The 25,793-nt window shown below is 73.3% G+C and carries 20 protein-coding genes and 1 pseudogene; 9 read left to right on the top strand and 12 right to left on the bottom strand.

What is annotated here, in order from left to right:
- Positions 1–16: 16 nt before the first annotated feature.
- Positions 17–652 (bottom strand): pyridoxamine 5'-phosphate oxidase, encoded by a 636-nt coding sequence (gene pdxH / locus ACZ56E_RS23180; protein WP_471217218.1) that lies wholly within the window; start codon positions 650–652, stop codon positions 17–19.
- 293 nt (positions 653–945) lie between these two features.
- On the opposite strand from pdxH, the gene ACZ56E_RS23175 reads away from it, so the two are divergent.
- Entirely contained in the window at positions 946–2,046 is a 1,101-nt protein-coding gene (locus tag ACZ56E_RS23175) for a citrate synthase 2 (protein WP_306334899.1), read from the top strand.
- A gap of 12 nt (positions 2,047–2,058) precedes the next feature.
- On the opposite strand, the gene ACZ56E_RS23170 is transcribed toward ACZ56E_RS23175, so the two are convergent.
- From ACZ56E_RS23170 to ACZ56E_RS23135, 8 genes and pseudogenes are all read right to left on the bottom strand, one after another.
- On the bottom strand, positions 2,059–2,694 hold the full coding sequence (locus ACZ56E_RS23170; protein WP_468610563.1) for a TetR/AcrR family transcriptional regulator: 636 nt from the start codon (positions 2,692–2,694) through the stop codon (positions 2,059–2,061).
- The gene (locus tag ACZ56E_RS23165; protein WP_471216881.1) at positions 2,682–3,416 is read right to left on the bottom strand and encodes an enoyl-CoA hydratase family protein; all 735 of its coding nucleotides are present in this window, start codon (positions 3,414–3,416) and stop codon (positions 2,682–2,684) included. Before ACZ56E_RS23165 ends, ACZ56E_RS23170 begins: the two co-directional genes overlap by 13 nt.
- Positions 3,417–3,427: 11 nt before the next feature.
- The gene (locus ACZ56E_RS23160) at positions 3,428–4,618 is read right to left on the bottom strand and encodes an acyl-CoA dehydrogenase family protein (protein WP_471216880.1); all 1,191 of its coding nucleotides are present in this window, start codon (positions 4,616–4,618) and stop codon (positions 3,428–3,430) included.
- A gap of 56 nt (positions 4,619–4,674) precedes the next feature.
- Positions 4,675–6,570: an acetyl/propionyl/methylcrotonyl-CoA carboxylase subunit alpha gene (locus ACZ56E_RS23155; protein WP_471216878.1), complete on the bottom strand. Its 1,896-nt coding sequence runs from the start codon at positions 6,568–6,570 to the stop codon at positions 4,675–4,677.
- Between the two features lie 12 nt (positions 6,571–6,582).
- Complete coding sequence (locus ACZ56E_RS23150) at positions 6,583–8,190, bottom strand: acyl-CoA carboxylase subunit beta (protein ID WP_471216876.1); 1,608 nt, start codon at positions 8,188–8,190, stop codon at positions 6,583–6,585.
- Between the two features lie 16 nt (positions 8,191–8,206).
- Positions 8,207–9,973, bottom strand: a complete 1,767-nt coding sequence (locus tag ACZ56E_RS23145) for an acyclic terpene utilization AtuA family protein (RefSeq protein ID WP_471217214.1) — start codon at positions 9,971–9,973, stop codon at positions 8,207–8,209.
- A 2-nt stretch (positions 9,974–9,975) separates the two neighbouring features.
- A complete protein-coding gene (locus ACZ56E_RS23140) occupies positions 9,976–10,821 on the bottom strand; it encodes a TIGR03084 family metal-binding protein (RefSeq protein ID WP_471216875.1) in 846 nt (281 codons plus the stop codon).
- 307 nt (positions 10,822–11,128) lie between these two features.
- Positions 11,129–12,085: pseudogene (locus ACZ56E_RS23135) on the bottom strand (EamA family transporter); the annotation flags it as partial.
- A gap of 221 nt (positions 12,086–12,306) precedes the next feature.
- On the opposite strand from ACZ56E_RS23135, the gene ACZ56E_RS23130 reads away from it, so the two are divergent.
- A complete protein-coding gene (locus tag ACZ56E_RS23130; RefSeq protein ID WP_471216873.1) occupies positions 12,307–13,188 on the top strand; it encodes a LysR family transcriptional regulator in 882 nt (293 codons plus the stop codon).
- A 42-nt stretch (positions 13,189–13,230) separates the two neighbouring features.
- Here ACZ56E_RS23130 and ACZ56E_RS23125 read toward each other — a convergent pair whose 3' ends face one another.
- Positions 13,231–16,113 carry an FAD-binding and (Fe-S)-binding domain-containing protein gene (locus ACZ56E_RS23125; RefSeq protein WP_471216871.1) on the bottom strand — a complete coding sequence of 961 codons (2,883 nt, stop codon included), beginning with the start codon at positions 16,111–16,113 and terminating at the stop codon, positions 13,231–13,233.
- A gap of 167 nt (positions 16,114–16,280) precedes the next feature.
- Here ACZ56E_RS23125 and ACZ56E_RS23120 point away from each other — a divergent pair, with 167 nt between their 5' ends.
- From ACZ56E_RS23120 to serC, 7 genes are all read left to right on the top strand, one after another.
- Positions 16,281–18,479: a sensor histidine kinase gene (locus ACZ56E_RS23120; protein WP_471216869.1), complete on the top strand. Its 2,199-nt coding sequence runs from the start codon at positions 16,281–16,283 to the stop codon at positions 18,477–18,479.
- Positions 18,476–18,922 (top strand): roadblock/LC7 domain-containing protein, encoded by a 447-nt coding sequence (locus ACZ56E_RS23115; RefSeq protein ID WP_468086956.1) that lies wholly within the window; start codon positions 18,476–18,478, stop codon positions 18,920–18,922. The genes ACZ56E_RS23120 and ACZ56E_RS23115 overlap by 4 nt, the downstream gene beginning before the upstream one ends.
- On the top strand, positions 18,919–19,275 hold the full coding sequence (locus ACZ56E_RS23110) for a DUF742 domain-containing protein (protein WP_468610583.1): 357 nt from the start codon (positions 18,919–18,921) through the stop codon (positions 19,273–19,275). The genes ACZ56E_RS23115 and ACZ56E_RS23110 overlap by 4 nt, the downstream gene beginning before the upstream one ends.
- Entirely contained in the window at positions 19,256–19,975 is a 720-nt protein-coding gene (locus tag ACZ56E_RS23105) for a GTP-binding protein (protein ID WP_471216866.1), read from the top strand. Before ACZ56E_RS23110 ends, ACZ56E_RS23105 begins: the two co-directional genes overlap by 20 nt.
- Positions 19,972–21,246: a cytochrome P450 gene (locus ACZ56E_RS23100; RefSeq protein ID WP_471216864.1), complete on the top strand. Its 1,275-nt coding sequence runs from the start codon at positions 19,972–19,974 to the stop codon at positions 21,244–21,246. Before ACZ56E_RS23105 ends, ACZ56E_RS23100 begins: the two co-directional genes overlap by 4 nt.
- Positions 21,243–22,463, top strand: coding sequence for a cytochrome P450 family protein (locus tag ACZ56E_RS23095; RefSeq protein ID WP_471216861.1), 1,221 nt, complete (start codon positions 21,243–21,245; stop codon positions 22,461–22,463). The genes ACZ56E_RS23100 and ACZ56E_RS23095 overlap by 4 nt, the downstream gene beginning before the upstream one ends.
- 169 nt (positions 22,464–22,632) lie before the next feature.
- Complete coding sequence (gene serC, locus ACZ56E_RS23090) at positions 22,633–23,751, top strand: phosphoserine transaminase (protein WP_471216858.1); 1,119 nt, start codon at positions 22,633–22,635, stop codon at positions 23,749–23,751.
- 81 nt (positions 23,752–23,832) lie between these two features.
- On the opposite strand, the gene ACZ56E_RS23085 is transcribed toward serC, so the two are convergent.
- Together ACZ56E_RS23085 and ACZ56E_RS23080 are read right to left on the bottom strand one after the other, a co-directional pair.
- Complete coding sequence (locus ACZ56E_RS23085) at positions 23,833–24,672, bottom strand: ABC transporter permease (protein ID WP_471216856.1); 840 nt, start codon at positions 24,670–24,672, stop codon at positions 23,833–23,835.
- Positions 24,669–25,655, bottom strand: coding sequence for an ATP-binding cassette domain-containing protein (locus tag ACZ56E_RS23080; RefSeq protein WP_471216854.1), 987 nt, complete (start codon positions 25,653–25,655; stop codon positions 24,669–24,671). The genes ACZ56E_RS23085 and ACZ56E_RS23080 overlap by 4 nt, the downstream gene beginning before the upstream one ends.
- Between the last annotated feature and the right edge of the window lie 138 nt (positions 25,656–25,793).

The following is a 25,793-nucleotide window of genomic DNA, read 5'->3' as shown; positions in this document are numbered from 1 at the left end:
GAAGGCCGGCGCCGCCTCACGGGCTGAGGCGTTCCACCCGCCAGCCCTCGCCGCTCTCCGCGCGCACGTACCGCAGGCGGTCGTGCAGACGGTCCACGCGGCCCTGCCAGAACTCCACCGCCTGCGGGCTCACCCGGAAGCCGCCCCACTCCGGCGGCACCGGGACCTGCTCGCCCTCGGGGTAACGGGCCGCCAGGTCGGCGTACGCGCGGTCCAGTTCGGCGCGCGAGGCGAGCACGGAGGACTGGGCGCTGGCCCAGGCACCGAGCTGCGAGCCGTGCGGGCGGGTGCGGAAGTACGCGACCGTCTCCTCGCGCCCCACGCGCTCCGCGGTGCCGGAGACGATCACCTGGCGGGCCACGGCGTGCCAGGGGAAGAGCAGCGACACGTGCGGGTTCTCGGCGAGCTCACGGGCCTTGCGGGAGCCGTAGTTGGTGTAGAAGACGAAGCCCCGCTCGTCGAAGCCCTTCAGGAGCACCGTGCGGGAGCTGGGCCGGCCCTGCGCGTCGGCCGTGGAGACGACCATGGCGTTCGGCTCGTGGACGGCGTCCCTGTCGCGTGCCGCCTCCTTGAACCAGAGGGCGAACTGGTCCATGGGGCCGGCGGGCAGCTCGGCCTCGGAGAGCCCTCCGGTGACGTACTGCTCGCGCATGTCAGCCGGTTCCGGAAGAGGAGCACTGGAGTCGGTCACGCGGTCATCTTGCCGTATTGGCCTCGGCCGCAGGGCTGCCCTAAGAGGCACGTCGCGCGGCGGAGAGGTGACGTGTGGCACTGAGTGCCGCATTCCATCGCCAAAGGTGGCACCAAGGGATATCGTCCCTCTGCCGTATCGGTTGGGTGACCGCCGGCCTCACGGGGCATCACCGGGTTACGTTCCGGTCCGCGAGTCGCCGAAGCCGCCTCTCTCGCCACCATCATGTCGAACCCATCACGAGGAGCCGCCTGATGTCCGACTTCGTACCTGGTCTTGAAGGAGTCGTCGCGTTCGAGACGGAGATCGCCGAACCGGACAAGGAAGGCGGCGCGCTCCGCTACCGCGGCGTCGACATCGAGGACCTGGTCGGCCACGTCTCCTTCGGGAACGTGTGGGGCCTGCTCGTCGACGGCGCCTTCAACCCCGGTCTGCCGCCCGCCGAGCCCTTCCCGATCCCGGTGCACTCCGGCGACATCCGCGTCGACGTCCAGTCCGCCCTGGCGATGCTCGCGCCCGTCTGGGGCCTGCGGCCGCTGCTCGACATCAGCGAGGAGCGGGCCCGCGAGGACCTGGCGCGCGCCGCCGTCATGGCCCTGTCGTACGTCGCCCAGTCGGCCCGCGGGCAGGGCCTGCCGATGGTGCCGCAGCGGGAGATCGACAAGGCCGGGACGGTCGTCGAGCGGTTCATGAAGCGGTGGCGCGGGGAGCCCGACCCCAAGCACGTGCAGGCCGTCGACGCGTACTGGACCTCGGCCGCCGAGCACGGCATGAACGCGTCCACGTTCACCGCCCGCGTCATCGCCTCCACCGGCGCGGACGTGGCGGCGGCGCTGAGCGGGGCCGTCGGCGCGATGTCCGGCCCGCTGCACGGCGGTGCCCCGTCCCGGGTCCTCGGCATGATCGAGGAGATCGAGCGGACGGGCGACGCGGTGGCGTACGTGAAGCAGGCCCTGGACAAGGGTGAGCGGCTGATGGGCTTCGGGCACCGGGTGTACCGGGCCGAGGACCCCCGCGCGCGCGTGCTGCGGCGCACCGCCCGTGAGCTGGGCGCGCCCCGCTTCGAGGTCGCGGAGGCGCTGGAGAAGGCGGCCCTCGACGAGCTGCACGCCCGCAGGCCCGACCGTGTCCTCGCCACGAACGTGGAGTTCTGGGCGGCGATCGTCCTCGACTTCGCCGAGGTTCCCGCGCACATGTTCACGTCGATGTTCACGTGCGCGCGGACCGCGGGCTGGTCGGCGCACATCCTCGAGCAGAAGCGGACGGGACGCCTCGTCCGGCCTTCCGCCCGCTACACCGGGCCCGGCAGCCGGTCCCCGCAGGCCATCGAGGGGTACGACGAGATCGCGCGCTGACGTCCGGGGGGGTCAATCCTTCGTCCTCAACGCCTCCTCCACCAGCACCGTCCACTGCGCCACCACCCTCTCCCGTCTCGTCCCGTCGTCCGTCAGCAGGTTCGCGAGGCCCAGGCCCCGCGCCATGTCCAGGAGGCCCTGGATCGTCTCGCGGACGCCGGGGCGTGACTCGTCGGCGTGCAGGAGTTCCACCGCGATGCGGTGTGTCTCGCGGCCCACGCGGGATTCGAGTTCCGTGACGCGGGAGCCGAGCTGCGGCTCGTTCGACGCGGCGACCCACAGGTGGAGGGCGGCGCGGAAGAGCGGGCCGGTGTAGAGGTCGACGAGGGCGGCGACCACCGAGGCCCTGTCCTGGGCGGGCAGGGCGCGCAACGCCGTGGAGCGTTGTTCCGCGACGTACTCGACGGCCGCCGTGAACAGGTCCTCCCGCGTGGGGAAGTGGTGCTGGGCGGCGCCCCGCGAGACGCCCGCCCGTTCGGCGACCACCGAGACCGTGGAGCCCGCCCAGCCGTGCTCGGCGAGGCAGGACACCGCCGCCTCCAGGAGTTTCTGCCGCGTCGCGCGACTGCGGTCCTGCTTCGGCGCACGCTCCTGCTTCGTCGCACGCTCCTGCCGGGGCGCGCGGTCGTCGGCGGTCACAGCACCCATGGGCGCTCCCGTCGTTCGAGGAACGCCGTCATGCCTTCGCGCGCCTCGGAGGAGCCGAAGAGCCGCGCGGACAGGGCCGTGAGGGCGTCCGATTGGTCGTCGAATGCGTCGAGCACCCTAGCCGTGAGCAGCTTCTTCGTCTCGGCCAGGGCGCCCGGCGCCGCCGTGCGGAACCCGTCGAGCAGCGGTTCCAGTGCGGCGTCGACGTCGGCCGCGGCCACCGTGACCAGCCCGGCCCTGGCCGCCTCCGCCGCGTCGAAGCGCTCCCCGGTGAGGTAGTAGCGGGACGCGGCGCTCGGGTCGAGGCGGGGCAGCAGGGGCAGGGAGATCACGGCGGGGGCGACGCCGATGTGCACTTCCGTGAACGCGAACGACGCCCCCGGGCCCGCGACCGCCACGTCGCAGGCGCCGAGCAGCCCGAGCCCGCCCGCCCGCACATGCCCGTCCACCCGCGCGGCGACCGGTTTGGGGAGCGCCACGAGCTGCCGGAGCAGCGCCACGAAGTCCCGCGGGTCGGGCGGCGCCTTCAGGTCGGCGCCCGAGCAGAACGTCGTGCCGGTGTGGGTGAGGACGACCGCACGCGTGTCACGGTCCTCGCCGAGGTCGCCGAGCGCCTCGGCGAGGGCGCCCACCAGCTCCGCCGAGAGCGCGTTGCGCCGCTCGGGCGCGTCCAGCGTGACGGTGGTGATGCCGCGCACCGGTGAAGAGACGGAAAGACTCACGGGAGCGCTCCTCAGTAGGACTTGGGCAGGCCGAGCGTCTGGTGCGAGACGTAATTGAGGATCATCTCCCGGCTCACCGGGGCGATCCGCGCCACGCGTGACGCCACGATCAGCGAGGCGAGGCCGAACTCCTTGGTCAGGCCGTTGCCGCCCAGCGTGTGCACGGACTGGTCGACGGCCTTCACGCAGGCGTCGGCGGCGGCGAGCTTGGCCATGTTGGCGGCCTCGCCCGCGCCGACGTCGTCGCCCTCGTCGTAGAGCCTGGCGGCCTTCTGCATCATCAGGCGGGCGAGTTCGATCTCGACGTGGGACTGGGCGAGGGGGTGCGCGATGGCCTGGTGGGCGCCGATCGGGGACTTCCACACGCTGCGTTCCTTGGCGTACTCGACGGCGCGGGACAGCGCGTAACGGCCCATGCCGAGCGCGAACGCGGCGGTCATGATGCGCTCGGGGTTGAGGCCCGCGAAGAGCTGGAGCAGCCCCGCGTCCTCGTCGCCGACGAGCGCGTCGGCGGGCAGCCGCACATCGTCGAGGGTGAGCTCGAACTGCTTCTCCGCGGCCTGGAGTTCCATGTCGATCTGCCGTCGCCCGAAGCCGGGGGCGTCGCGCGGGACGATGAACAGGCAGGGTTTGAGGTTGCCGGTGCGCGCGTCCGACGTACGGCCCACGATGAGCGTCGCGTCGGCGATGTCGACGCCGGAGATGAACACCTTGCGGCCGGTCAGGAGCCAGTCGCCGGAGTCGGGGTCGCGGCGGGCCGTGGTGGTGATGCGGTGGGAGTTGGAGCCCGCGTCGGGCTCGGTGATCCCGAAGGCCATGGTGCGGGAGCCGTCGGCGAGGCCCGGCAGCCAGGCCCGCTTCTGCTCCTCGGTGCCGAAGCGGGCGATGACGGTGCCGCAGATCGCGGGCGAGACGACCATCATGAGGAGCGGGCAGCCCGCGGCGCCCAACTCCTCCAGGACGATGGAGAGTTCCGCGATGCCGCCGCCCCCTCCGCCGTACTCCTCGGGCAGGTTGACGCCCAGGTAGCCGAGCTTGGCGGCGTCCGCCCACAGCTCGTCGGGGTGGCCGCCGGCGCCCGCGACGCGGGCCAGGTAGTCGCGGCCGTACCGCTTGCCGAGCGCGGCGACGGCGGCGCGCAGGGCCTGGTGCTCATCGGTTTCGAGGACGGTGCTGCGAGCGGTGCTGCGAGCGGTGCTCATGAGGCGTTCTCCTCCGGGACGGCGGCTCGGGCTGGGGCGGCGGCTCGGGCTGCGGCTCAGGCGGTGGCTTGGGCTGCTGCTGGAGCTGCTGGGGTCGCGGCTTGGACGACGGCGAGCAGCGCGCCGACCTCGACCTGGCGGCCGGGCACGGCGTGCAGGGCGGTGAGCGTTCCGGCGGCGGGGGCGCAGATGCGGTGCTCCATCTTCATGGCCTCCAGCCAGACGAGGGGCTGCCCGGCCGTGACCGGCTGCCCTTCGGCGATCCCCTCGGCGACGCGGACGACGGTGCCGGGCATCGGGGCGAGCAGCGAGCCGGGCGCGCGGCGGGCGGCCGGTTCGGGGAGCAGCGGCAGCGGGGTGAGGGCGGTGTCCCCGTCGGGTGTGCCGACGTGCACGCGGTCTCCGTAACGGTGGACCCTGTACTGCCGCCGTACGCCGTCCGCTTCGAGGACGACGAGTCCGGAGCCGACGTCGACGACGGTCACGCCGTCGGCGACCGGGCCCTGCCGGGTGTGGTGGTAGCGCACCTCGTGCTCGGTGCCGTCGGGCTCGGAGCGGTAGCGCTTGAGGTGGGGCTGGGAGCGGAGGTTGCGCCAGCCGCCGAACCGGGAGCGGCCGTGCGCGTCGGCGAGGGCGGCGGCCAGTGGGGCGTGCGGGTCGGGCGCGGGCGCCGTGAGCGCGGCGGCGTGCCGGTCGTAGAAGCCGGTGTCCATGCGGGCCTCGGTGAACTCGGGGTGCCGCAGGGAGCGTACGAGCAGATCGCGGTTGGTGACCGGGCCGTGGACGGCGGCGCGTTCCAGGGCGCCCGCCAGCTTGCGCACGGCCTCGGCGCGCGTCGGCGCGTACGCGACGGCCTTGGCGAGCATCGCGTCGTAGTGCACGCCGATGGTGTCGCCCGCGGCGTACCCGGTGTCGAGACGCACTCCGCCGGGCACGTCGAGGCGGTGCAGGGTGCCGGTCTGCGGGGCCCAGCCGGCGGCCGGGTCCTCGGCGTAGAGGCGGGCCTCGACGGCGTGGCCGCGCGCGGCCGGCGGGTCCTTCTCCAGGGCGTCGCCTTCGGCGATCCGGATCTGCAGCGCCACGAGGTCGAGGCCGAACACGGCCTCGGTGACCGGGTGTTCCACCTGGAGCCGGGTGTTCATCTCCAGGAAGTGCGCCCGCCCTCCGGCGACCAGGAATTCGACGGTGCCCGCGCCGCGGTAGTCGGTGACGCGGGCGGCGCGCACGGCCTGCGCGTGCAGCTCGGCGACGAGTTCCGGCGCGAGGCCGGGGGCCGGGGACTCCTCGACGACCTTCTGGTGCCGGCGCTGGAGGGAGCAGTCGCGGGTGCCGAGCGGCCACACGGTGCCGTGCGCGTCGGCCATGATCTGCACCTCGACGTGCCGGCCGCCCTCGACGTACGGCTCGACGAACACCTCCCCGTCGCCGAAGGCACTGGCGGCCTCGGCCCGTGCGGCCGCCAGCTCCCCCGGCAGATCGGCCAGATCCCGTACGACGCGCATGCCGCGCCCGCCGCCGCCCGCGGCCGCCTTCACGAGGACGGGCAGGTCGGCCTCGGTGACGTCGCCGAGCGGCTCGACGCCCATCAGCTCCTTGGCGCGCGTCTTGGACGCCATCGCCTCGATCGCGGCGGGCGGCGGGCCGATCCAGGTGAGGCCCGCGGCGAGGACGGCCCGCGCGAAGTCGACGTTCTCGGAGAGGAAGCCGTAGCCGGGGTGGACCGCGTCGGCGCCCGCGGCCTGCGCGGCCTTCACGACGAGGTCGCCGCGCAGATACGTGTCGGAGGGCGCCGCCCCCGGCAGCCGCACCGCGGTGTCGGCCTCGCGTACGTGCAGGGCGTCCGCGTCGGCGTCGGAGTGCACGGCGACCGTGGCGATGCCGAGCTCGCGGCAGGTGCGGAAGACGCGGCAGGCGATCTCGCCCCGGTTGGCCACCAACAGGGTGGAAATCATGGGGTGTTCTCCTCACATCCGGAAGACGCCGAAGCCGCCGCGTGCGCCCTCGTAGGGGGCGGTGTGGATCGCGGACAGGCAGAGACCGAGGACGGTGCGGGTGTCGCGCGGGTCGATGACCCCGTCGTCGTAGAGCCGCCCGGACAGGAACATCGGCAGCGACTCCGCCTCGATCTGCTGCTCCACCATGGCGCGGAGCCCGGCGTCGGCCTCGGCGGCGGCTTGATCGTATGGCTGTCCCTTGGCGGCGGCGGAGGCGCGGGCGACGATCGACAGGACGCCCGCGAGCTGCTGCGGGCCCATGACGGCGGACTTGGCGCTCGGCCAGGCGAAGAGGAAGCGCGGGTCGTAGGCGCGCCCGCACATGCCGTAGTGCCCGGCGCCGTAACTCGCCCCCATGAGCACCGACAGATGCGGCACCCGCGAGTTGCTGACCGCGTTGATCATCATCGCGCCGTGCTTGATGATGCCGCCCTGCTCGTACTCCTTGCCGACCATGTAGCCGGTGGTGTTGTGCAGGAACACCAGAGGGATGTCGCGCTGATTGGCCAACTGGATGAACTGGGCGGCCTTCTGCGACTCCTCGCTGAAAAGCACGCCCTGCGCGTTGGCGAGGATGCCGACGGGATAGCCGTGCAGGGCGGCCCACCCGGTGACGAGGGAGCTGCCGTACAGCGGCTTGAACTCGTCGAAGTCGGAGCCGTCGACGACGCGGGCGATGACCTCGCGCGGGTCGAAGGGCTTCTTCAGGTCGCCGGGAACGATGCCGAGGAGCTCGTCCTCGTCGTACTTGGGCGGCTCGGCGGGGCCCGGATCGGCGTACGCCTTGCGCCAGTTGAGGCGCGCCACGACCCGGCGGGCCTGGCGCAGGGCGTCGCGCTCGTCCTCGGCGAGGTGGTCGGCGAGGCCGGAGGTGCGGGCGTGCATCTCGGCGCCGCCCAGCGACTCGTCGTCGCTCTCCTCGCCGGTCGCCATCTTCACCAGCGGCGGCCCGCCGAGGAAGACCTTCGCACGCTCTTTGACCATGATCACGTGGTCGCACATGCCGGGCACGTACGCACCACCGGCGGTCGAGTTCCCGAAGACGACGGCGATCGTCGGAATCCCGGCCGCCGAGGACTGCGTGAGGTGTTTGAAGAGGGCGCCGCCCGGGATGAAGATCTCCTTCTGGGAGGGCAGGTCGGCGCCTCCGGACTCCACGAGATGGATGGAGGGCAGCCGGTTCGCGTGCCCGATCTCGTGCGCCCGGAAGGCCTTCTTCAGCGTCCAGGGATTGGAGGCACCGCCCCGCACGGTCGGATCATTGGCGGTGATCAGACACTCCACGCCCTCGACGACGCCGATGCCGGTGACCATGGACGCGCCGACGGGGTAGTCGCTGCCCCAGGCGGCGAGCGGCGACAGCTCCAGGAAGGGCGTGTCCGGGTCGAGGAGCAGCTCGATCCGCTCCCGGGCGAGCAGCTTGCCGCGCTTGCGATGCCGCTGGACGTACTTCTCCCCGCCCCCTTCCAACGCCTTGGCCTGCTCGGCATCGAGCTCGGCGAGCCGGTCCGACATGACCTGCCGGTGCTCGGCGTACTCGGCGCTCGCGGGGTCGAGCGCGGAGGCGAGGACGGTCACAGCAGTACCTCCTGGGTCACAGCAGTACCTCCGGTATGTCGAGGTGGCGGGCGCGCAGCCATTCGCCGAGCCCCTTGGCCTGCGGGTCGAAGCGGACCTGCGCGGCCACGCCCTCGCCGAGCAGCCCGTCGACGACGAAGTTCAGGGCGCGCAGGTTGGGCAGGTCGTGGCGGGTGACGGGCAACCCCGCCGTCTCCGGCAGGAGTTCACGCAGCCGGTCCACCGTCAGCTCATGGGCGAGCCACCGCCACGCGTCGTCGGTGCGCACCCACACACCGATGTTCGCGTCGCCTCCCTTGTCACCGCTGCGGGCCCCGGCGACGAGGCCGAGGGGGGCGCGGCGGGTGGGGCCGGGCGGGAGGGGTGCGGGGGGCGGGGGCGGATCGAGGTCTTCCAGTACGGGGCGGTCTTCCGGTGCGGGGAGGTCTTTCGATACGGGGCGGTCTTCCCGTACGAGGATGTCTTCCGGTACGAGGATGTCGGCGCCGGACGGGATCGGGCGCCGCTCCCCGTCCGGCAGGACCGCCACGTGCTGGACGGTGTCCCGGTCGACGTAGGCCGCCTCGAAGACTCCGTAGGGGGAGCCCCTTCCGGGTGGTGCCGTCACATGGAAACCGGGGTAGCTGGCGAGGGCGAGCTCGATGGCGGCGCCGCTGAGGGTGCGGCCGACCGTGTCCGGGTCGGGGTCGCGCACGACGAGGCGGAGCAGGGCGCTGGCGCTCTCCTCGGTGGGCGCGTCTGCGCGGTCGGTGCGGGCGAGCTCCCACCGCACGTGCGCGGGGCGGGACTTGGCGCGGTCGAGGGCGTCCTCGATCTGGGTGCGGACGAGTGCGGCCTTGGCCTCGATGTCGAGCCCGGTCAGCACGAAGACGACTTCGTTGCGGAACCCGCCGAGGCGGTTGAGGCCCGCCTTGAGGGTCGGGGGCGGCGCCTCACCGCGCACGCCGTCGATCCGGACGCGGTCGGGGCCGGCCTGGGTGAGGGTGACGGTGTCGAGGCGGGCGGTGACATCGGGTCCGGCGTACCGGGCGCCCTGCGTCTCGTACAGGAGCTGCGCGGTGACGGTCCCGACGTCGACGAAACCGCCGGTGCCGTCGTGCTTGGTGATGACGCACGAGCCGTCCGCGTGGATCTCGGCGAGGGGGTACCCGGGGCGCCGCAGGCCGTCCGCCCCGTGCTCGGCGAAGAAGGCATAGTTCCCCCCGGTTGCCTGCGCCCCGCACTCCAGCACATGCCCGGCGACGACGGCGCCCGCGAGCCGGTCGTACTCCGTCGGCCCCCACCCGAAGTGGGCCGCGGCGGGCCCGGTGACCAGGGCGGCGTCGGTGACGCGGCCGGTGACGACGACGTCGGCGCCCGCGTTCAGGCACGCGGCGATGCCGGCGCCGCCGAGGTAGGCGTTGGCGGTCAGCGCACCGGGGAAACGGGCGCCGAGGTCGTCGCCCTCGACGTGCGCGACCCGCGTCTCCCCGAGCCCGAGCCGCCCCGCCAACTCCCGCACGGCCTCGGCGAGTCCCCCCGGATTGAGCCCACCCGCATTGACCACGATCCGCACGCCCCGCTCCCGGGCGAGCCCGAGACACTCCTCCAGCTGCCGCAGAAACGTCTTGGCATACCCGCGCCCCGGATCCTTGAGCCGGTCCCGCCCGAGGATGAGCATGGTCAACTCGGCGAGATAGTCCCCGGTGAGCACATCGAGCTCCCCACCGGTGAGCATCTCCCGCATGGCGTCGAACCGGTCACCGTAGAAACCGGAGGCGTTGCCGATACGGAGAGGTCGCACGGTCACTGTCCGGGTCCTTTCGTCGGACGGCCGGGTGGGGTCACTGGGCCGGGGCCTTCCGGCGTCTTCCGGGGGCGGCCGGGGCCCGGTGGGCCTGCGAAGGACTGGGCGATGGTCAGCCAGTGGGTGGCGTCGGGGCCCTCGGCCCGGACGGACAGGTCGGCGCGGTGGGCGCGTTGGGTGACTAGGAGGCAGAAGTCGAGCGCCGGGCCGGTCACGCGTTGCGCGGCGTCCTCCGGGCCGTACGACCACACCTCGCCCGTCACCGGTGAGGTCAGTTCGACGCGGAACTCCTCGCCCGGGGCGCTCAGTCCGCGTACGGCGAAGGCGAAGTCACGCGCTCGCACCCCGATCCGCGCCACGTGTCGCAGCCGGTCCGTCGGGGCCCGCGTCACGCCGAGCGCGTCCGCCACGTCCTGGCCGTGCGCCCAGGTCTCCATGAGCCGCGCCGACGCCATGGAGGGGACGGCCATGGGCGGCCCGTACCAGGGCAGTCGCGTACCGGCGGGGGCCTCGCTCAGGGCCTGCCACAGTTCGTCGCGCCCGGCCCGCCAGCGGGCCAGCAGCTCGGCGGGCGGCAGCGCGGCGCCTTCCTCCGCGCCCTCGTCCACGAAGGAGTCGGGCGCCGCCACCGCCTTCCTCACCTCCACGGCGAAGGCGTCCGGGTCCGTGGCGGCGAGCAGCGCGGCCCGGTCCGTCCAGGTCAGGTGCGCGATCTGGTGAGCCACGGTCCAGCCGGGCGCGGGCGTCGCGAGCGACCACCGCTCCCCGCTCAACTCCGCCACGATGCGGTCGAGTTCCTCGCTCTCGCTGCGCAGGTCGTCGAGCACGGCCAAGGCATCTGACACGGAACGCTCCCCTCAGGGCACGGTCGGGTCTCCCCCGCCCGACCCGAACGGAGTCAGGAGCGTGGGGAAGTGCCTCGGAGCATGGCAGCGCCCGTAGAAACAAGCAAGCGTGCTTGCATTACTTTTCGGACGGCCGCCCGACGGATTCGGCGCCCGGGGCGTGGGTGCGGGCGTGGGCGGGGGCGGCCGGGTCGCCCGGATCGGCCGGATCGCCCGGATCGGCCGGATCGCCCGGATCGGCCGGATCGGCGGGGGTCGCCGCGGCCACCCCCGCCACCGGATCTGCCCCCGCCACCGGATCCGCCCCCGCCCGCACCCGCCGCCGCCCCACCTGCGTCCGCACCGCGCCCATGCTCGCCGCGATGACCAGGCTGATGGCGACCGCCTCGACGGCGGAGAGCGCCTGGCTCAGGACGAGGAAGCCGGCGACGGACGCGATGGCCGGTTCCAGGCTCATCAGGACCGCGAAGGTGTGCGCGGGCAGCCGCCGCAGGGCGAGGAGTTCGAGGGTGTACGGCAGTACGGACGACAGCACCGCGACGGCCGCGCCGAGCGCCAGCGTGCCCGGCTGGACGAGCCGCGACCCGGACGCGGCGATGCCGAGCGGCAGGAAGAGCACCGCCGCGACCGCCATCGCGAGGGCCAGACCGTCGGCCTGCGGGAAGCGCCGCCCGGTGCGCGCGCTGAAGAGGATGTACACCGCCCACATCGCGCCCGCGCCCAGCGCGTACGCGACGCCGACCGGGTCGAGGCCGTCGAAGCCGCCCCCGCCGCCGAGCAGGAAGACACCGCAGAGGGCGAGCCCCGCCCAGACGAGGTTCACGGCGCGGCGCGAGGCGAGGACGGAGAGCGTGAGCGGGCCGAGCACTTCGAGGGTGACGGCGGGGCCCATGGGGATGCGGGCGACGGCCTGGTAGAAGAGGCCGTTCATCCCGGCCATGGCCACGCCGAACGCGACGACCGTCCCCCAGTCGGCCCGCGAGTGCCCGCGCACCTTCGGCCGGCACACGACGAGCAGCACGAGCGCGGCGAAGACGAGCCGCAGCGCCACGATGCCGACCGCGCCGACCCTCGGCATCACGCTCACGGCGAGCGCGCCGCCGAACTGCACGGAGACGCCGCCCGCGAGCACGAGTCCCACGGGGCCGAAGCGCCTACGGAGGTCCGAGCCGCCGCCAGGGTTCGCGGCCGGGGTCGCCGTCGAGGTCGCGGTCGCGGTCGGAGCCGCCGTCGGCGCTGCCTGATCGCTGCGGGAGACGTTCACGCGCGAGCCTTTCCCGAGGTGCGGAGTCGGAGTCCTGAAGTCCAAGCCGAGCCGAGTTCGGCGAAGTTCATCATGCTGTACTGCACCATTCAACGTAGTGCACCACGTCAGGATTGTGGAGCGATTTCACTGCTGTACGCAAACCACGTCCACATGTCGAAGCTACGGCGCCGGGCACGGCTTGAGAAATACCGATTGCGCTCCGGTTATGCTCCGGCGACATGACCGATCCGCCGCCCGGCACGCGTGCCGTCGAAGTGCGCCACCTGCGCTGTTTCCTCGCCGTCGCCGAGGAGGGCAGCGTCACCCGTGCCGCCGCCCGCCTCCGCATCACGCAGCCCGCCGTGTCCCGCACGCTCGCCGCGCTGGAGGCCGCGCTCGGCGTACGGCTCGTGGACCGTTCGACGCACCACCTCACGCTCACCGCAGCGGGGCACGACTTCCGGGACCGGGCGGCGGTCGCCGTCGCCGCGTTCGAGGACGCGCTGGACGCGGGCCGCTCGGTACGCCGGCCGCTGCGGCTCGGCCACGCGTGGTCGGCGGCCGGCCCCTATACCACCCCTCTGCTCCGCCGCTGGCGCGTGGCGCACCCCGACGTCCCGCTGGAACTCCTCCGCATCGACGACCGCACGGCGGGGCTGACCCGGGGCGCGGTCGACGTCGCGCTGCTGCGCGGGCCGGTCGACGCGCCCGGTCTGGTCACCGAGCTCCTTCACACGGAACGCCGGGTGGCCGCCGTCCCCGCCGACAGCCCGCTCGCGGACCGCGCCACGCTGGCCCTCGCGGACCTGGCGCACCGCACGATCGCCCTCAACTCCGTCTCCGGCACCACGACGCTCGACCTGTGGCCCGCCGACGCGCGCCCCACATCCACGGTGACCGTCGCCAACACCGACGACTGGCTGGCCGCGATCGCCGCCGACCGCGCGGTGGGCGTCACGACCACGGCGACCCCCGACATGCACCCGCACCCGGCGGTCACCTACGTCCCCCTCACGGACGCCCCGCCCCTCCCGGTCTCCCTGGCCTGGCGCGACGGCCCGGCGCCACATCCGTGTGTGCGGGAACTGGTGGAGCTGGCCAGGGAGATCACGCGCGGGTAGCCGCCTCCCCGGCACCCGCCTCCCCCGGCATCCGCCTGCCCCTCACCCGCCCCCGGAGCCCCGCTCCCGGCCCTCGCCCCCGGCGCCGGCGGGGCGCAGCCCCTCCGCGAGCGCCTCCGCAAGGTGTCGCCCCCGTACCCCCGCCAGCTGGTCCAGCTGGGTGCGGCAGGAGAAGCCGTCGGCCAGGACCACCGCGTCCCCGTCGGCCGCCGCCACGGAGGGCAGCAGCTGTTCCTCGGCGCAGGCCTTCGAGACGTCGTAATGGCCGCGCTCGAAACCGAAGTTCCCTGCGAGTCCGCAGCAGCCGCCGCTCAGTTCGCCTGTCAGCCCCGCCTTCGTCCGGAGCCGCCGCTCCGCCGCGTCGCCCAGGACGGCGTGCTGGTGGCAGTGGGTCTGGCCGACGACGGGGCGGCCGACGTGCGGGGGCTGCCACTGCGGGGCGAGTTCTTCGAGGACCTGCGCGAAGGTACGGATCGCGGCGGCGAGCCGGGGGGCGCGGGGGTCGTCGCCGAGGAGTTCGGGCAGGTCCGACTTCAGCGCGGCGGCGCAGCTGGGCTCCAGGACGACGACCGGGATCCCGGCGTCCAGGAGGGGCTCCATCCGGTCGAGGGTGGCGCGCAGGACGGCGCGGGCGCGGTCGAGCTGGCCCGTGGAGACGTACGTCAGGCCGCAGCACACGCGACGCGGCGGCACGGCGACGCGGAGCCCCACATCCTCCAGAACCACCACCGCGGCCTGCCCCACGGCCGGGGCGAGATGGTCGGTGAAGGTGTCCGGCCACAGAACGACGTCGACCACCTCCGCACCCCGCGACCGGCTCCCACTCCTCCCCCTGCTCCCCCACCACTGCCTGAACGTCCTCGGTGCCAGCTGCGGGATGGTGCGCTCCGGGGCGATGCCGCCCAGCCGCTTGCCCAGCGCGGCCAGCGGGGCGAGGCGGGACAGTGTGTTGACGAGCCGGGCCGTGCGGGTCGTCGCTACGGCGCGGAGCCAGCGGGGGAGTTGGCCCATCGTGTAGTGGGCGGCGGGTCGGCGGCGGCCCTTGTAGTGGTGGTGGAGGAACTCCGCCTTGTACGTGGCCATGTCGACGCCCACCGGGCAGTCCGAGCGGCAGCCCTTGCAGGAGAGGCAGAGGTCGAGGGCGTCCCGCACCTCCGTGGAGCGCCAGCCGTCCGTCACCACCTCGCCGGCGAGCATCTCGTGCAGCAGGCGGGCGCGGCCGCGCGTGGAGTGCTCCTCCTCGCCCGTGGCGCGGAAGGACGGGCACATCACGCCGGTGGGCGAGGCCGGTGACGCGGTCCGGCACTTGGCCACGCCGACGCACCGCCTGACCGCCGCCGTAAAGTCGCCGCCGTCCTGCGGGTAGCCGAAGACGACGTCGACGGGTTCGCGGGGCAGGGGTGCGAACCGCAGGTCGGCGTCGAGGGGCGCGGGCCGCACCAGCATGCCCGGGTTGAGCAGGCCGGCGGGGTCCCAGACGTCCTTGACGCGTTCGAAGAGGCGGATCAGTTCGGGGCCGTACATCTTCGGCAGGAGCTCCGCGCGGGCCTGCCCGTCACCGTGCTCCCCGGAGAGCGAACCGCCGTGCGCGACGACCACGTCGGCGAGGTCCTCGGAGAAGCGCCGGAAGCGGGCCACGCCTTCGGGGGTGAGCAGGTCGAAGTCGATGCGTACGTGAATGCAGCCGTCTCCGAAGTGTCCGTACGGCGTGCCGCGCAGCCCGTGTTCGCCGAGCAGAGCCCTGAAGTCCCGCAGGTAGGCGCCGAGTCGGGCGGGCGGCACCGCGCAGTCCTCCCAGCCGGGCCAGGCCTCGGACCCGTCCGGCATGCGCGTGGCCGTCCCGCTGGCGTCCTCGCGCACCCGCCACAGCGCCCGCTGCCCCGCCGGGTCGTCGACGACCACGGCGTCCACGGTGTCGGGGGCGGCCGCCCGCACGATCGTGGCGGCACGCGCGCGTGCCTCGGCCGGGCTGTCGCCGCCGGTCTCCACGAAGAGCCAGGCGCCGCCCTTGGGCAGCCCGCTCTCCCGGGCGGCTCCGCGCACGAGGTCGGCGGCCATGCCCTCGACGGTCAGCGGCCCGTGCGGCAGGAGTCCGGCCGCGGCTTCGGCGGCCGCGCTCTCGTCGGCGTAACCGAGCACGGCGAGCGCACGCGCGCGGGGTGCCTCGACGAGGCGTACGACCGCTTCGGTGAGGACGCCGAGCGTGCCCTCCGAACCGCAGAAGGCGCGCGCCAGGTCCGGGCCGCGCTCGGGGAGCAGCGCGTCCAGGGCGTAGCCGGAGATGCGGCGCGGCAGGTCGGGGAAGCCGGTGCGCAGGAGCGCCAAGTCGGCGTCCACGAGCGCGCGCAGGCCCGCCGGTGCGCTGTCCCATCCTCTGGCGAGGTTACGGAGTACGCCCGCGCCGTCGACCACGGAGAGGGCGGAGACGTTGTCGGCGGTCGTGCCCCAGGCCACCGAGTGGGAGCCGCAGGAGTTGTTGCCGATCATTCCGCCGAGGGTGCAGCGGCTGTGGGTGGAGGGGTCGGGGCCGAAGGTGAGGCCGTGCGGGGCGGCGGCGGTGCGCAGGTCGTCCAGGACGACGCCCGGCTGCACCACGGCTGTGCGGTGCTCCGGGTCGAGGGCGACGAGACGGTTCATGTGGCGGGTGAAGTCGAGGACGACGCCGGTCCCCGTGGCCTGCCCGGCGATGGAGGTGCCGGCGCCGCGCGGCACGACCGGCACGTTCCGCTCGCGGCAGACCGCGAGGGCCGCCGCCACGTCGTCGGCGTCGCGCGGCGCCACCACCGCGGCGGGCACCCGGCGGTAGTTGGAGGCGTCCATGGTGTGCAGGGCCCGCGCGGTGACGGAGAGATCGACCTCCCCGCGCACGGTGGCGCGCAGCTCCCGTGCAAGGCCGGTGGCGGCGTCGGCGTCGAGATCGCTCATGTCGTCCAGGATGCCCCCGCGGAGGCTCCCTGCGGCCACGCCGTCCCAGCCCGCCCCACCCGATTTCACACGATCCGGACGGGAAGGTTCCCAAGCCGGTCTCTAACTCTCCTATAGTGATCCCGACTTGAGCAGAGTGTGTCGCTTCCGATCGAGGACCCCGATTGATGACCGCGCAAACCCCCCTCGCGCGCCCCGGGACGAGTGGGGCCTCCCCTGCTCGAGCGGAGACAGGAACGGCGGAGAAGCCCCCGCTGCGCCCGGCCGCGCTCGTCCTGCTGGCCTGCGCCCTGACCACCGCGGCCCTCACCGGAGCCGCCGTGGCCGTCGCGCCCGGCTCCGTGCGGGCCCCTCTGGCGTGGGGTGCCGGCGCCGCCTCCCTCGCGCTCAGCGTCGCCGTGACGCTTGCCTTCCACTTCTTCCGCGCCGGCGCTCTGCTGCGCCGCCGCGTGGCCGCCGTACGGCAGGACGCGGAACGGCTCGTCCTTGAACAGGCCGCCCGCGCCGCGGAGTTCGCGCGTGAACGCACCGCCCTCACCGAGTACTTCGCCCGGGAGCGGAACGAACTGACCATGCGGGCCCGCACCGCCGAGTCCGAGCGGGCCGCCGCGCTCGCCGCGTGCGCCAACGCAGCGGGACGCATGCAGGCGCTGGCCACCGGCATGCTCGCGGACCTGCGCGAGATGGAGGGCAGGCACGCCGACGAGGACGTCCTCACCGACCTCCTCCACCTCGACCACAGGACCGCGCAGGCGGGCCGCATCGCCGACTCCGTCGCGGTGCTCACCGGCGCCCGCTCGGGCCGCCGCTGGGCCCGGCCCATCGTCATGGAGTCGATCCTGCGCGGCGCGATGGGCCGCATCGGCGCCTACCAGCGCGTGCGCGTCCACTCGGCGAGCGAGGTCGCGGTCGCGGGCCACGCCGCCGAGGGCGTCATGCACGCCCTCGCCGAAATCCTGGACAACGCGGCGAACTTCTCGCCGCCCACCTCCGAAGTGCACGTCTACATCGAGGAGGTCGCGGCCGGCGTCATCGTCTCCGTCGAGGACAGCGGCCTGGTGATGGGCCCCGTGCAGCAGCGCCGCGCCGAGCGCGCCGTCTCCGGCGAGACGAAGGGGCTCAGCGGGCTCTCCGGTACCCGGCTCGGTCTCGCGGTGGTCGGCAGGCTGGCCCGCAAACACGGGCTCACGGTGTCGTTCCGCCCGTCGGCCCGCGGCGGCACAGGCGTACTCCTGCTCATACCCCAGGAGCTCCTCTCCCGCCCCTCGGAGCCGACAGCACCAGGCCTCCCGGCCCCGCCCCCGCCCGCCGCCGCACTCCCGCCGAAGCCGCCGACCGACCTCCCGTCCCAGGACCAGCCCGCGCTCCCCGCGCAGGATCAGTCCGCGCTCCCCGCACAGGATCAGGCGGCCCTCCCCTCCGGGGACCAGGCGAGCCTCCCGTCCCGAGACCAGGCCGGACTCCCCGCGCAGGAGCAGACGCCCCTCCCCTCCGGGGACCAGGCGAGCCTCCCGTCCCAAGACCAGGCCGACCTCCCCTCCCGACAGCGAGCCGACCGCTCCTCCCCGGACCAGGACGACCTCCCGCCCCGGGACCAGGCGGGCCCCCCGTCCCCGGACGAGGCCGGACTCCCCTCCCGAGAGCGAGCCGACCTCTTCTCCTCGGAGCAGGCCGACCTCCCCTTCCGGCAGCGAGCCGCCCACCCCTCCCCGGACCAGGGCGACCTCCCGCCCCTGGACCAGGCGGGCCTCCCGTCCCCGGCCCAGACCGACCTCCCCACCCGAGAGCAAGGCGACCTCTCCTCCTCGGACCAGGCCGGCCTCCCGTCCCGGGCCCAGGCCGAACTCCCCTCCCCGGCCGACCTCCCCTCCCGAGAGCGAGCCGACCTCTCCTCCTCGGACCAGGGCGACCTCCCGTCCCGGGCCCAGGCCGAACTCCCCTCCCCGGCCGACCTCCCCACCCGGGGCCAGGCCGAACTCCCCTCCCGGCAGCGAGGCGACCGCACCGGGCTTCCGTCGGGTACCGGTGCCCCCGCCACCCCGGACGCCTACACCCTCGAAGCCCCCCTCGGCCGCGTCGACCCGGAGCCCGTGCCCGCCCACCAGTCGGCCGCCCCCGCCCCCGCGGAGAGCGTCGAAGCGCCGCTCCCCAAGCGGCCCCGTGGTCGTACCCTCGCCGCTGCCGAGCGGGCCCGTGGCAGCAGTGACACCGGGGAGACCCGCAGGCCCCGCGCGCCCGGCGCCGCGAGCACCGCCGATCGCTTCAGCAGCTTTCGTCAGGCCGTCCGCACCACTCCCCCGGCCCCCTCGGAGCCCTCGGACGCCCCCGCAATCCCCCAGCACCCGGAAGGCGACACCCCCCGATGACCACCGGCACCTCCCCCGGCAGCACCACCGACGCCAAGCTGACCTGGCTGCTCGAAGGGCTCCTGGAGCGCACCCCCGGCGCCCGCCACGCCCTCGTACTGTCCCGTGACGGCCTGAAGCTGTGCCGCACCCCCGAGCTCTCCGTCGACCAGGCCGACCAGCTCGCCGCGATAGCCGCCGGCATCCAGTCCCTGTCGCACGGCGCGTCCGCCGAGTTCGGTGACGGCACCGGCGGGGTCCGCTCGGCGATGGCCGAGTTCTACGGCGGCATCCTCTTCATCGTCGAGGCCGGCGAGGGCGCGCACCTCGCCGTCATCGCCGCCGAGGACGCCGACGCGGGTCTCGTCGGCCACACCATGAGCGAGCTGGTCGAACAGCTCGGCGAGCACCTGCGCGCCGCGCCCCGCGCGGAGGACGCCCCCCGCGGCCGGCCCGCGTCATGAGCCGCCCCGGCCGGGACGACTCCCCCGACCGGCTGTACACCCTCACCGGGGGGCGCAGCCGGTCGGCGCCCGACGCGCCCTTCGACCTGGTGACCCTCGTCGTCGCCGAGTCCGCGCCGGTCCCCGGCATGCAGTCCGAGCACGTCGCGATCCTGCGGATGTGCGGACTGCCCACGGCCGTCGTGGAGATCGCCGCCGAGCTCCGCCTGCCGGTGAGCATCACGCGCATCCTGCTGTCCGACCTGCTCGACGCGGGCCGGATCAGCGCCCGCCACCCGCGTTCGGGCCCCGCCCACAGCCTTCCCGATTCCGACCTCCTGGAGCAGGTGCTCGTTGGACTCCGCAATCTCTGAACGCAGCGCTGGACGCAGCGCCGCCGGGACCACCCCGGCCGCCGGGCCCGCCCGCACCGAGCTGACCGCCACCGCCGACAACGGCCTGAAGATCGTCGTGGTCGGCGGCTTCGGCGTCGGCAAGACGACGCTGGTCCGCTCCGTCAGCGAGATCCGTCCCCTCAACACCGAGGAGACGATGACGCAGGCCGGCCAGGGCATCGACGAGACGGGCGGCCTCGAAGGGCTGCGCGCCAAGACGTCCACGACCGTCGCCTTCGACTTCGGCCGCATCACGCTCGACGCGCACAACGTCCTCTACCTCTTCGGCGCCCCCGGCCAGGAACGCTTCTGGTTCCTGTGGGACCGCCTCTTCGCCGGCACGCTCGGCGCGGTCGTCCTCGTCGACACCCGCCGCCTGGAGGACTCCTGGTACGCGATCGACCGCCTGGAGCGCCACGGCACGCCGTTCATTGTCGCCCGCAACGACTTCGGCGGCCCCGCGCACACCACCGAGCAGCTGCGCGAGGCGCTCGACCTCGACCCCGGCGTGCCGCTCATCGACTGCGACGCACGGTCCCGCCAGTCCGGCAAGGACGTGCTGATCACCCTCGTCGAACACCTCCAGACGCTGTACGCCCCGCAGCGCGCCGCCGCCCAGCGCACGGCCGCCCAGCGCGCCGCCGTCCAGCCGCACACGCCCCAGGAGACCGCCCAGTGACCTGCCCCGTGACCGGCACCGGACAGGGCGCCGCCCCCGGCCCCGTCCCGCTCTCCGGCCCGCGGTTCGCCACCGAACCCGCCCAGCTGTACCGGGAGATGCGCCGCGACCACGGCCCCGTCGCCCCCGTGCTCCTCGACGGCGGCATACCGGCCTGGCTGGTGCTCGGCTACCGCGAACTGCACCAGGTCACCGGCGACCCGCTGCTCTACAGCCGCGACTCCGAGCTGTGGAACCAGTGGCCGAACGTCCCCGCCGACTGGCCGCTGCTCCCCATGATCGGCCACAAGCAGCCGTCGATCCTCTACACCGTCGGCGAGCGCCACACCCGGCGCGCCGCGGTGATCTCGCACGCCCTCGAAGCGATCGACCCCTTCGAACTCAAGGCGCACGCCGAGACGTTCGCGGACGAGCTGATCGACCGCTTCTGCGGCAAGGGCACCACGGACATCATCTCCGAGTACGCGATGCTGCTCCCGGTCCGCGTCCTCGCCCGTATCTACGGCTTCTCCGACGAGCAGGGCCCCGGCCTCGTCACCGCGATGAACGACATGATCGACAGCCGCGAGCGGGCCCTCGCGGGCCAGCAGCACCTGGCGGGCTCCATGATGCGGCTCATCGCCGACAAGCACGCGAAGCCGGACGAGGACGTCGCCTCGTACATGATCGGAGCCCAGCTCACCGAGGAGGGCGCGGACTTCACCGACGAGGAGATCGCCCAGGACCTCATGGTGATGATGGCCGCCGGCCACCAGCCGTCCGCCGACTGGATCGGCAACTCGCTGCGCCTGATGCTCACCGACGACCGCTTCGCCGCCTCCCTGTTCGGCGGCCGGCACAGCGTCGCCGAGGCCATGAACGAGGTCCTGTGGGAGGACACCCCGACGCAGAACGTCGCGGGCCGCTGGGCCTCCCGCGACACCCAGCTCGGCGGCCGCCGCATCAACGCGGGCGACCTGCTCCTCCTCGGTCTCGCCGCCGCCAACTCCGACCCGCAGGTCCGCACCGACGGCTCCACGCTGACCGGCGGCAACAGCGCCCACTTCTCCTTCGGCCACGGCGAGCACCGCTGCCCCTTCCCGGCCCAGGAGGTCGCCGAGGTCATCGCGCGGACCGGCATCGAGGTGCTCCTCGACCGGCTGCCCGACCTCGACCTCGCGGTCCCGGCCGGTTCCCTGACCCGCCGCCCTTCGCCGTGGCTGCGCGGCCTGACCGAACTGCCGGTGAGCTTCACCCCGACCCCGACCTCAGCGTTTGGAGACTCCAGATGACGCGCATCGCCCTGGATCCGTTCGTCACCGACCTCGACGGCGAGAGCGCACGGCTGCGGGCGGCGGGCCCGCTCGCGGAGGCGGAGCTGCCGGGGGGCGTGCCGGTGTGGGCGGTCACGCACCACGCCGAGGCGCGGCAACTGCTCACCGACAAGCGCCTGGTGAAGGACATCGAGGTCTGGGGCGCCTGGCGGCGCGGCGAGATCCCCGCCGACTGGCCGCTGATCGGCCTCGCCAACCCCGGCCGCTCCATGCTGACGGTCGACGGCGAGGAGCACCGCAGGCTGCGCACGCTGGTCGCGCAGGCGCTGACGCCGCGCCGCGTGGAGCTGATGCGGGGCCGCGTCGCGGAGCTGACGGAAGGCCTCCTGGCCAAGCTCCCCACGGACTCCGGGGTCGTCGACCTGAAGGCCGAGTTCGCGTACCCCCTGCCCATGTACGTCATCAGCGACCTGATGGGCATCGACGAGGCGGACCACCCCCGCCTGAAGGTCCTCTTCGACAAGTTCTTCTCCACGCAGACGCCCCCCGAGGAGGTCGTGGCGACGCTCGGCGAACTCGCCGGGATGATGGCCAAGGTCGTCGCGGCCCGCCGCGAGCAGCCCGGCGACGACCTGACCAGCGCGCTGATCCAGGCCTCCGAGAACGGCGACCACCTCACCGACGACGAGATCGTCTCCACCCTGCAACTGATGGTCGCGGCCGGCCACGAGACGACGATCTCCCTCATCGTCAACGCCGTCGTCAACCTCTCCGCACACCCCGAGCAGCTCGCGCTCGTCCGCGCCGGCGAGGTCGGCTGGGACGCGGTGATCGAGGAGACCCTGCGCTACGCCACCCCGACCTCGCACGTCCTGATCCGCTTCGCGGCGGAGGACGTCCCCGTCGGCGACAAGGTGATCCGTGCGGGTGACGCGCTGATCGTCTCCTACGGCGCGATAGGCAGGGACGAGCAGGCGCACGGGCCCACGGCGGGCGCCTTCGACATCACCCGCACGTCCCCCACCCGCCACATCTCCTTCGGCCACGGCCCGCACGTGTGCCCCGGCGCAGCGCTTTCCCGCCTGGAGGCGGGCGTAGCCCTCCCGGCCCTGTACGCCCGCTTCCCGAACCTGACCCTGGCGGCCCCGCACACGGCCCTGCGCAACAAGCCGGTGGTGACGCAGAACGATTTGTATGAGCTGCCGGTTGTGCTCGGGCCGAGTGCGGGGGTTTGAGCCTGCCCGGCGATTGAGGACGAGCGCGGGAGCGCGAGGAAGTAGCCCCTCCGGCGTTTGAGGAGCGGGGGCCGGGGCGGAGCCCCGAGGCGTCCACGCAGGGTGGGGCCGCGATCTCAGTCGACGGACACCACCAGAACCCCGTGCCCTGAGCCGCTAGGCTCGCGTCGTGGCTGAGATCCAGATTCCCGCTGACATGAAGCCCGCCGACGGCCGTTTCGGCGCGGGCCCCTCCAAGGTGCGTACGGAGGCGCTGGACGCCCTGGCCGCCACCGGCACCTCCCTCCTCGGAACCTCCCACCGCCAGGCCCCGGTCAAGAACCTGGTCGACCGCGTGCGCGAGGGCGTCAAGGACCTCTTCTCCCTCCCCGAGGGATACGAGGTGATCCTCGGCAACGGCGGCTCCACCGCGTTCTGGGACGTGGCGACGCACGGCCTGATCGAGAACAAGTCGCAGCACCTCAACTTCGGCGAGTTCTCCTCCAAGTTCGCGAAGGCGGCGAAGCTCGCCCCGTGGCTGGCCGAGCCGACCGTCATCGCGAGCGACCCGGGCACGCACCCCGACCCGAAGGCGGAGGCAGGCGTCGACGTCTACGCCTTCACGCACAACGAGACCTCGACCGGCGTCGCCGCCCCCATCAAGCGCGTCGAGGGCGCCGACTCCGGCTCCCTCGTCCTCGTCGACGCCACGTCCGGCGCGGGCGGCCTCCCGGTCGACATCGCCGAGACGGACGTCTACTACTTCGCCCCGCAGAAGTCCTTCGCGTCGGACGGCGGCCTGTGGATCGGCGTGTTCTCCCCGGCGGCGATCGAGCGCGCCGAGCGGATCCACGCGTCCGGCCGGCACGTCCCGGAGTTCTTCAGCCTGCCGACGGCGATCGACAACTCCCGCAAGAACCAGACGTACAACACCCCGGCGCTCGCCACGCTGTTCCTGCTCGCCGAGCAGCTGGACTGGATGAACTCGCAGGGCGGCCTGCAGTTCACCACCGGCCGCACGGCCGCGTCGGCGCGGGCGCTGTACGGGTGGGCCGAGGAGTCCAAGTACGCGACGCCGTTCGTCACGGATGCGGCGAAGCGGTCGCAGGTCATCGGCACGATCGACTTCTCCGACGAGATCGACGCAAGTGCTGTCGCGAAGACTTTGCGGGCCAACGGGGTCGTTGATACCGAGCCGTACCGCAAGCTGGGCCGCAACCAGCTGCGCGTCGCGATGTTCCCGGCGATCGATCCTGCGGATGTCGAGGCGCTGACCAAGTGCATCGACTATGTGATCGAGCGCCTCTGACGTTTCGCTGCGCGGCCGGCCGCGGGTTTGTTGTGGCTGGCCGCGCAGTTCCCCGCGCCCCTATCGGGGCGCCCCCGGCACCTAACGGCTCAGTCGCCTGAACCTTCGTACCGCCAGCGGCAGGAACACCAGCGAGATCACGATCGGCCATACCACCGCCATCAGGACCGCGTTCTGTTCCACCCAACTGGCGCCGCCCGCGCCGGGGTTGCCGAAGAGCTCCCGGGTGGCCGTACCCGTCGACGAGACGGGGTTCCACGCGGCGACCGGTGCCAGCCAGTCCGGCATCAGGGACGGTGCCACGAAGACGCTGGAGATCATCGTGAGCGGGAAGGCCACCGCGTAGAGGCCGCCCGCCGCCTCCGGGGTCGGCACGACCAGGCCGAGGAAGACGCCCACCCAGATCAGGCTGAAGCGCAGGAACAGCAGCAGCCCGAAGGCGAGCAGCGTGTCGGGCACGCCCGCGCTGGAGCGCCAGCCGATGGCGAGCGCGGTCAGCGCGAGGATGGTCAGCTCGGCGCAGGCCACGATGAGGTCGGCGAGGCCGCGTCCCGACGCCACCGCCGAGGGGGCCATCGGCATCGAGCGGAAGCGGTCGATGACGCCCTTCGTCGAGTCCGTGACGACGCCCATCGCGGTGTTCATGAAGCCGAAGGCCATGGTCATCACGAACATGCCGGGCATCAGGAACTGCTTGTAGTCGCCGTCCTCGCCGCCGCCCGGCACCTTCATCGCCTCGCCGAAGACGAAGCCGTACAGCAGCACGCTGATGATGGGGAAGCCCAGCTGCCAGGCGATGGTGACGGGCTGGCGCAGGAAGTGGGTGAGGTAGCGGCGGGTGACGTTCCAGCAGTCGGAGAGGGCCCAGAAGAGGCGCCCGTGCGCCGCCTGCGAAGTGCCGGTGGTGAGGGCGACGCTCATGCCGCGACCTCCGCTTTCTCGTCGTCCTTCTCGGATGTCTGTCCCGTCAGGCGCAGGAACACGTCGTCGAGGCTGGGCCTGCGCAGGCCGATGTCCTCGACCGCGATGCCCTCGTCCCGCAGGTTCCGCGCCACTTCGGTCAGCGCGCCGACCCGGTCGGTGACGGCGGCCTGCACGCGGCGCTCCACGTCGACGGTGAGCGGTTCGCCGTCGCAGACGCGGGCGACGGCCTTCACGGCGGCGGGCAGGTCGGCGATGTCGCGGACCACGACGTCGAGGTGGCTGCCGCCGACGGTGTTCTTCAGGCCGTCGGGGGTGTCGTCGGCGATGGCCCGGCCCCGGTCGATGACGGTGATGCGGGAGGCGAGCCGGTCGGCCTCTTCGAGGTACTGGGTGGTGAGCAGCACGGTGGTGCCGCGTGCGACCAGGTCCCTGACGGTGTCCCACACTTCGAGGCGGCTGCGCGGGTCGAGTCCGGTGGTCGGCTCGTCCAGGAAGAGGACGGCGGGCGCGAGGATCATCGAGGCGGCGAGGTCGAGCCTGCGCCGCATGCCGCCGCTGTACTGACCTGCGCCCTTCTCCGCCGCGTCCTGGAGGTGGAACTGTGCCAGGAGTTCGTCGGCGCGCTGCCTGGCCCGCCGGCCGCCCAGGTGGAAGAGGCGGCCGAACATCTCCAGGTTCTGCCGCCCGGTGAGGATCTCGTCGACCGCCGCGTACTGCCCGGTGAGGCCGATGCGGCCGCGGACCAGGGCCGGTTCGCGCACCACGTCGGCTCCGGCGACCTCGGCGCGGCCGCCGTCGAGCCGGACGAGGGTGGAGAGGATCCGGACGGCGGTGGTCTTGCCCGCGCCGTTGGGTCCGAGGAGTCCGTGCACCGTGCCCTGCTCGACGTGCAGGTCGAAGCCGTCCAGGGCGCGCTTCTCCCCGTACCGCTTCTCCAGTCCTTCGGCCCGTACCGCGAAGCCGTTCCCGTTGCCGTTCATCGCCCGCTCCTTCTCACAGCCACGCCCACACCCGGCGACCCACCCATCTGAGTACGCCGTACCCAATAGAGAGTACACCGTACTCAGTTTCGCGCGTACGCCGTACTCAATTTCTTGGCCTGCGATTAGGGTGAGAGC

This window comes from Streptomyces sp. NPDC039480 (assembly GCF_055597165.1).
This window is presented reverse-complemented; position numbering and strand designations above follow the sequence as displayed.

What these genes read in the sequence shown, in the direction of transcription:
- pdxH (WP_471217218.1), bottom strand. Translation starts at nt 652, where the DNA reads ATGCGCGAGCAGTACGTCACCGGAGGGCTCTCCGAGGCCGAGCTGCCC.
- ACZ56E_RS23175 (WP_306334899.1), top strand. Translation starts at nt 946, where the DNA reads ATGTCCGACTTCGTACCTGGTCTTGAAGGAGTCGTCGCGTTCGAGACG.
- ACZ56E_RS23170 (WP_468610563.1), bottom strand. Translation starts at nt 2,694, where the DNA reads ATGGGTGCTGTGACCGCCGACGACCGCGCGCCCCGGCAGGAGCGTGCG.
- ACZ56E_RS23160 (WP_471216880.1), bottom strand. Translation starts at nt 4,618, where the DNA reads ATGAGCACCGCTCGCAGCACCGCTCGCAGCACCGTCCTCGAAACCGAT.
- ACZ56E_RS23155 (WP_471216878.1), bottom strand. Translation starts at nt 6,570, where the DNA reads ATGATTTCCACCCTGTTGGTGGCCAACCGGGGCGAGATCGCCTGCCGC.
- ACZ56E_RS23130 (WP_471216873.1), top strand. Translation starts at nt 12,307, where the DNA reads ATGACCGATCCGCCGCCCGGCACGCGTGCCGTCGAAGTGCGCCACCTG.
- ACZ56E_RS23125 (WP_471216871.1), bottom strand. Translation starts at nt 16,113, where the DNA reads ATGAGCGATCTCGACGCCGACGCCGCCACCGGCCTTGCACGGGAGCTG.
- ACZ56E_RS23120 (WP_471216869.1), top strand. Translation starts at nt 16,281, where the DNA reads ATGACCGCGCAAACCCCCCTCGCGCGCCCCGGGACGAGTGGGGCCTCC.
- ACZ56E_RS23115 (WP_468086956.1), top strand. Translation starts at nt 18,476, where the DNA reads ATGACCACCGGCACCTCCCCCGGCAGCACCACCGACGCCAAGCTGACC.
- ACZ56E_RS23110 (WP_468610583.1), top strand. Translation starts at nt 18,919, where the DNA reads ATGAGCCGCCCCGGCCGGGACGACTCCCCCGACCGGCTGTACACCCTC.
- ACZ56E_RS23095 (WP_471216861.1), top strand. Translation starts at nt 21,243, where the DNA reads ATGACGCGCATCGCCCTGGATCCGTTCGTCACCGACCTCGACGGCGAG.
- ACZ56E_RS23085 (WP_471216856.1), bottom strand. Translation starts at nt 24,672, where the DNA reads ATGAGCGTCGCCCTCACCACCGGCACTTCGCAGGCGGCGCACGGGCGC.
- ACZ56E_RS23080 (WP_471216854.1), bottom strand. Translation starts at nt 25,655, where the DNA reads ATGAACGGCAACGGGAACGGCTTCGCGGTACGGGCCGAAGGACTGGAG.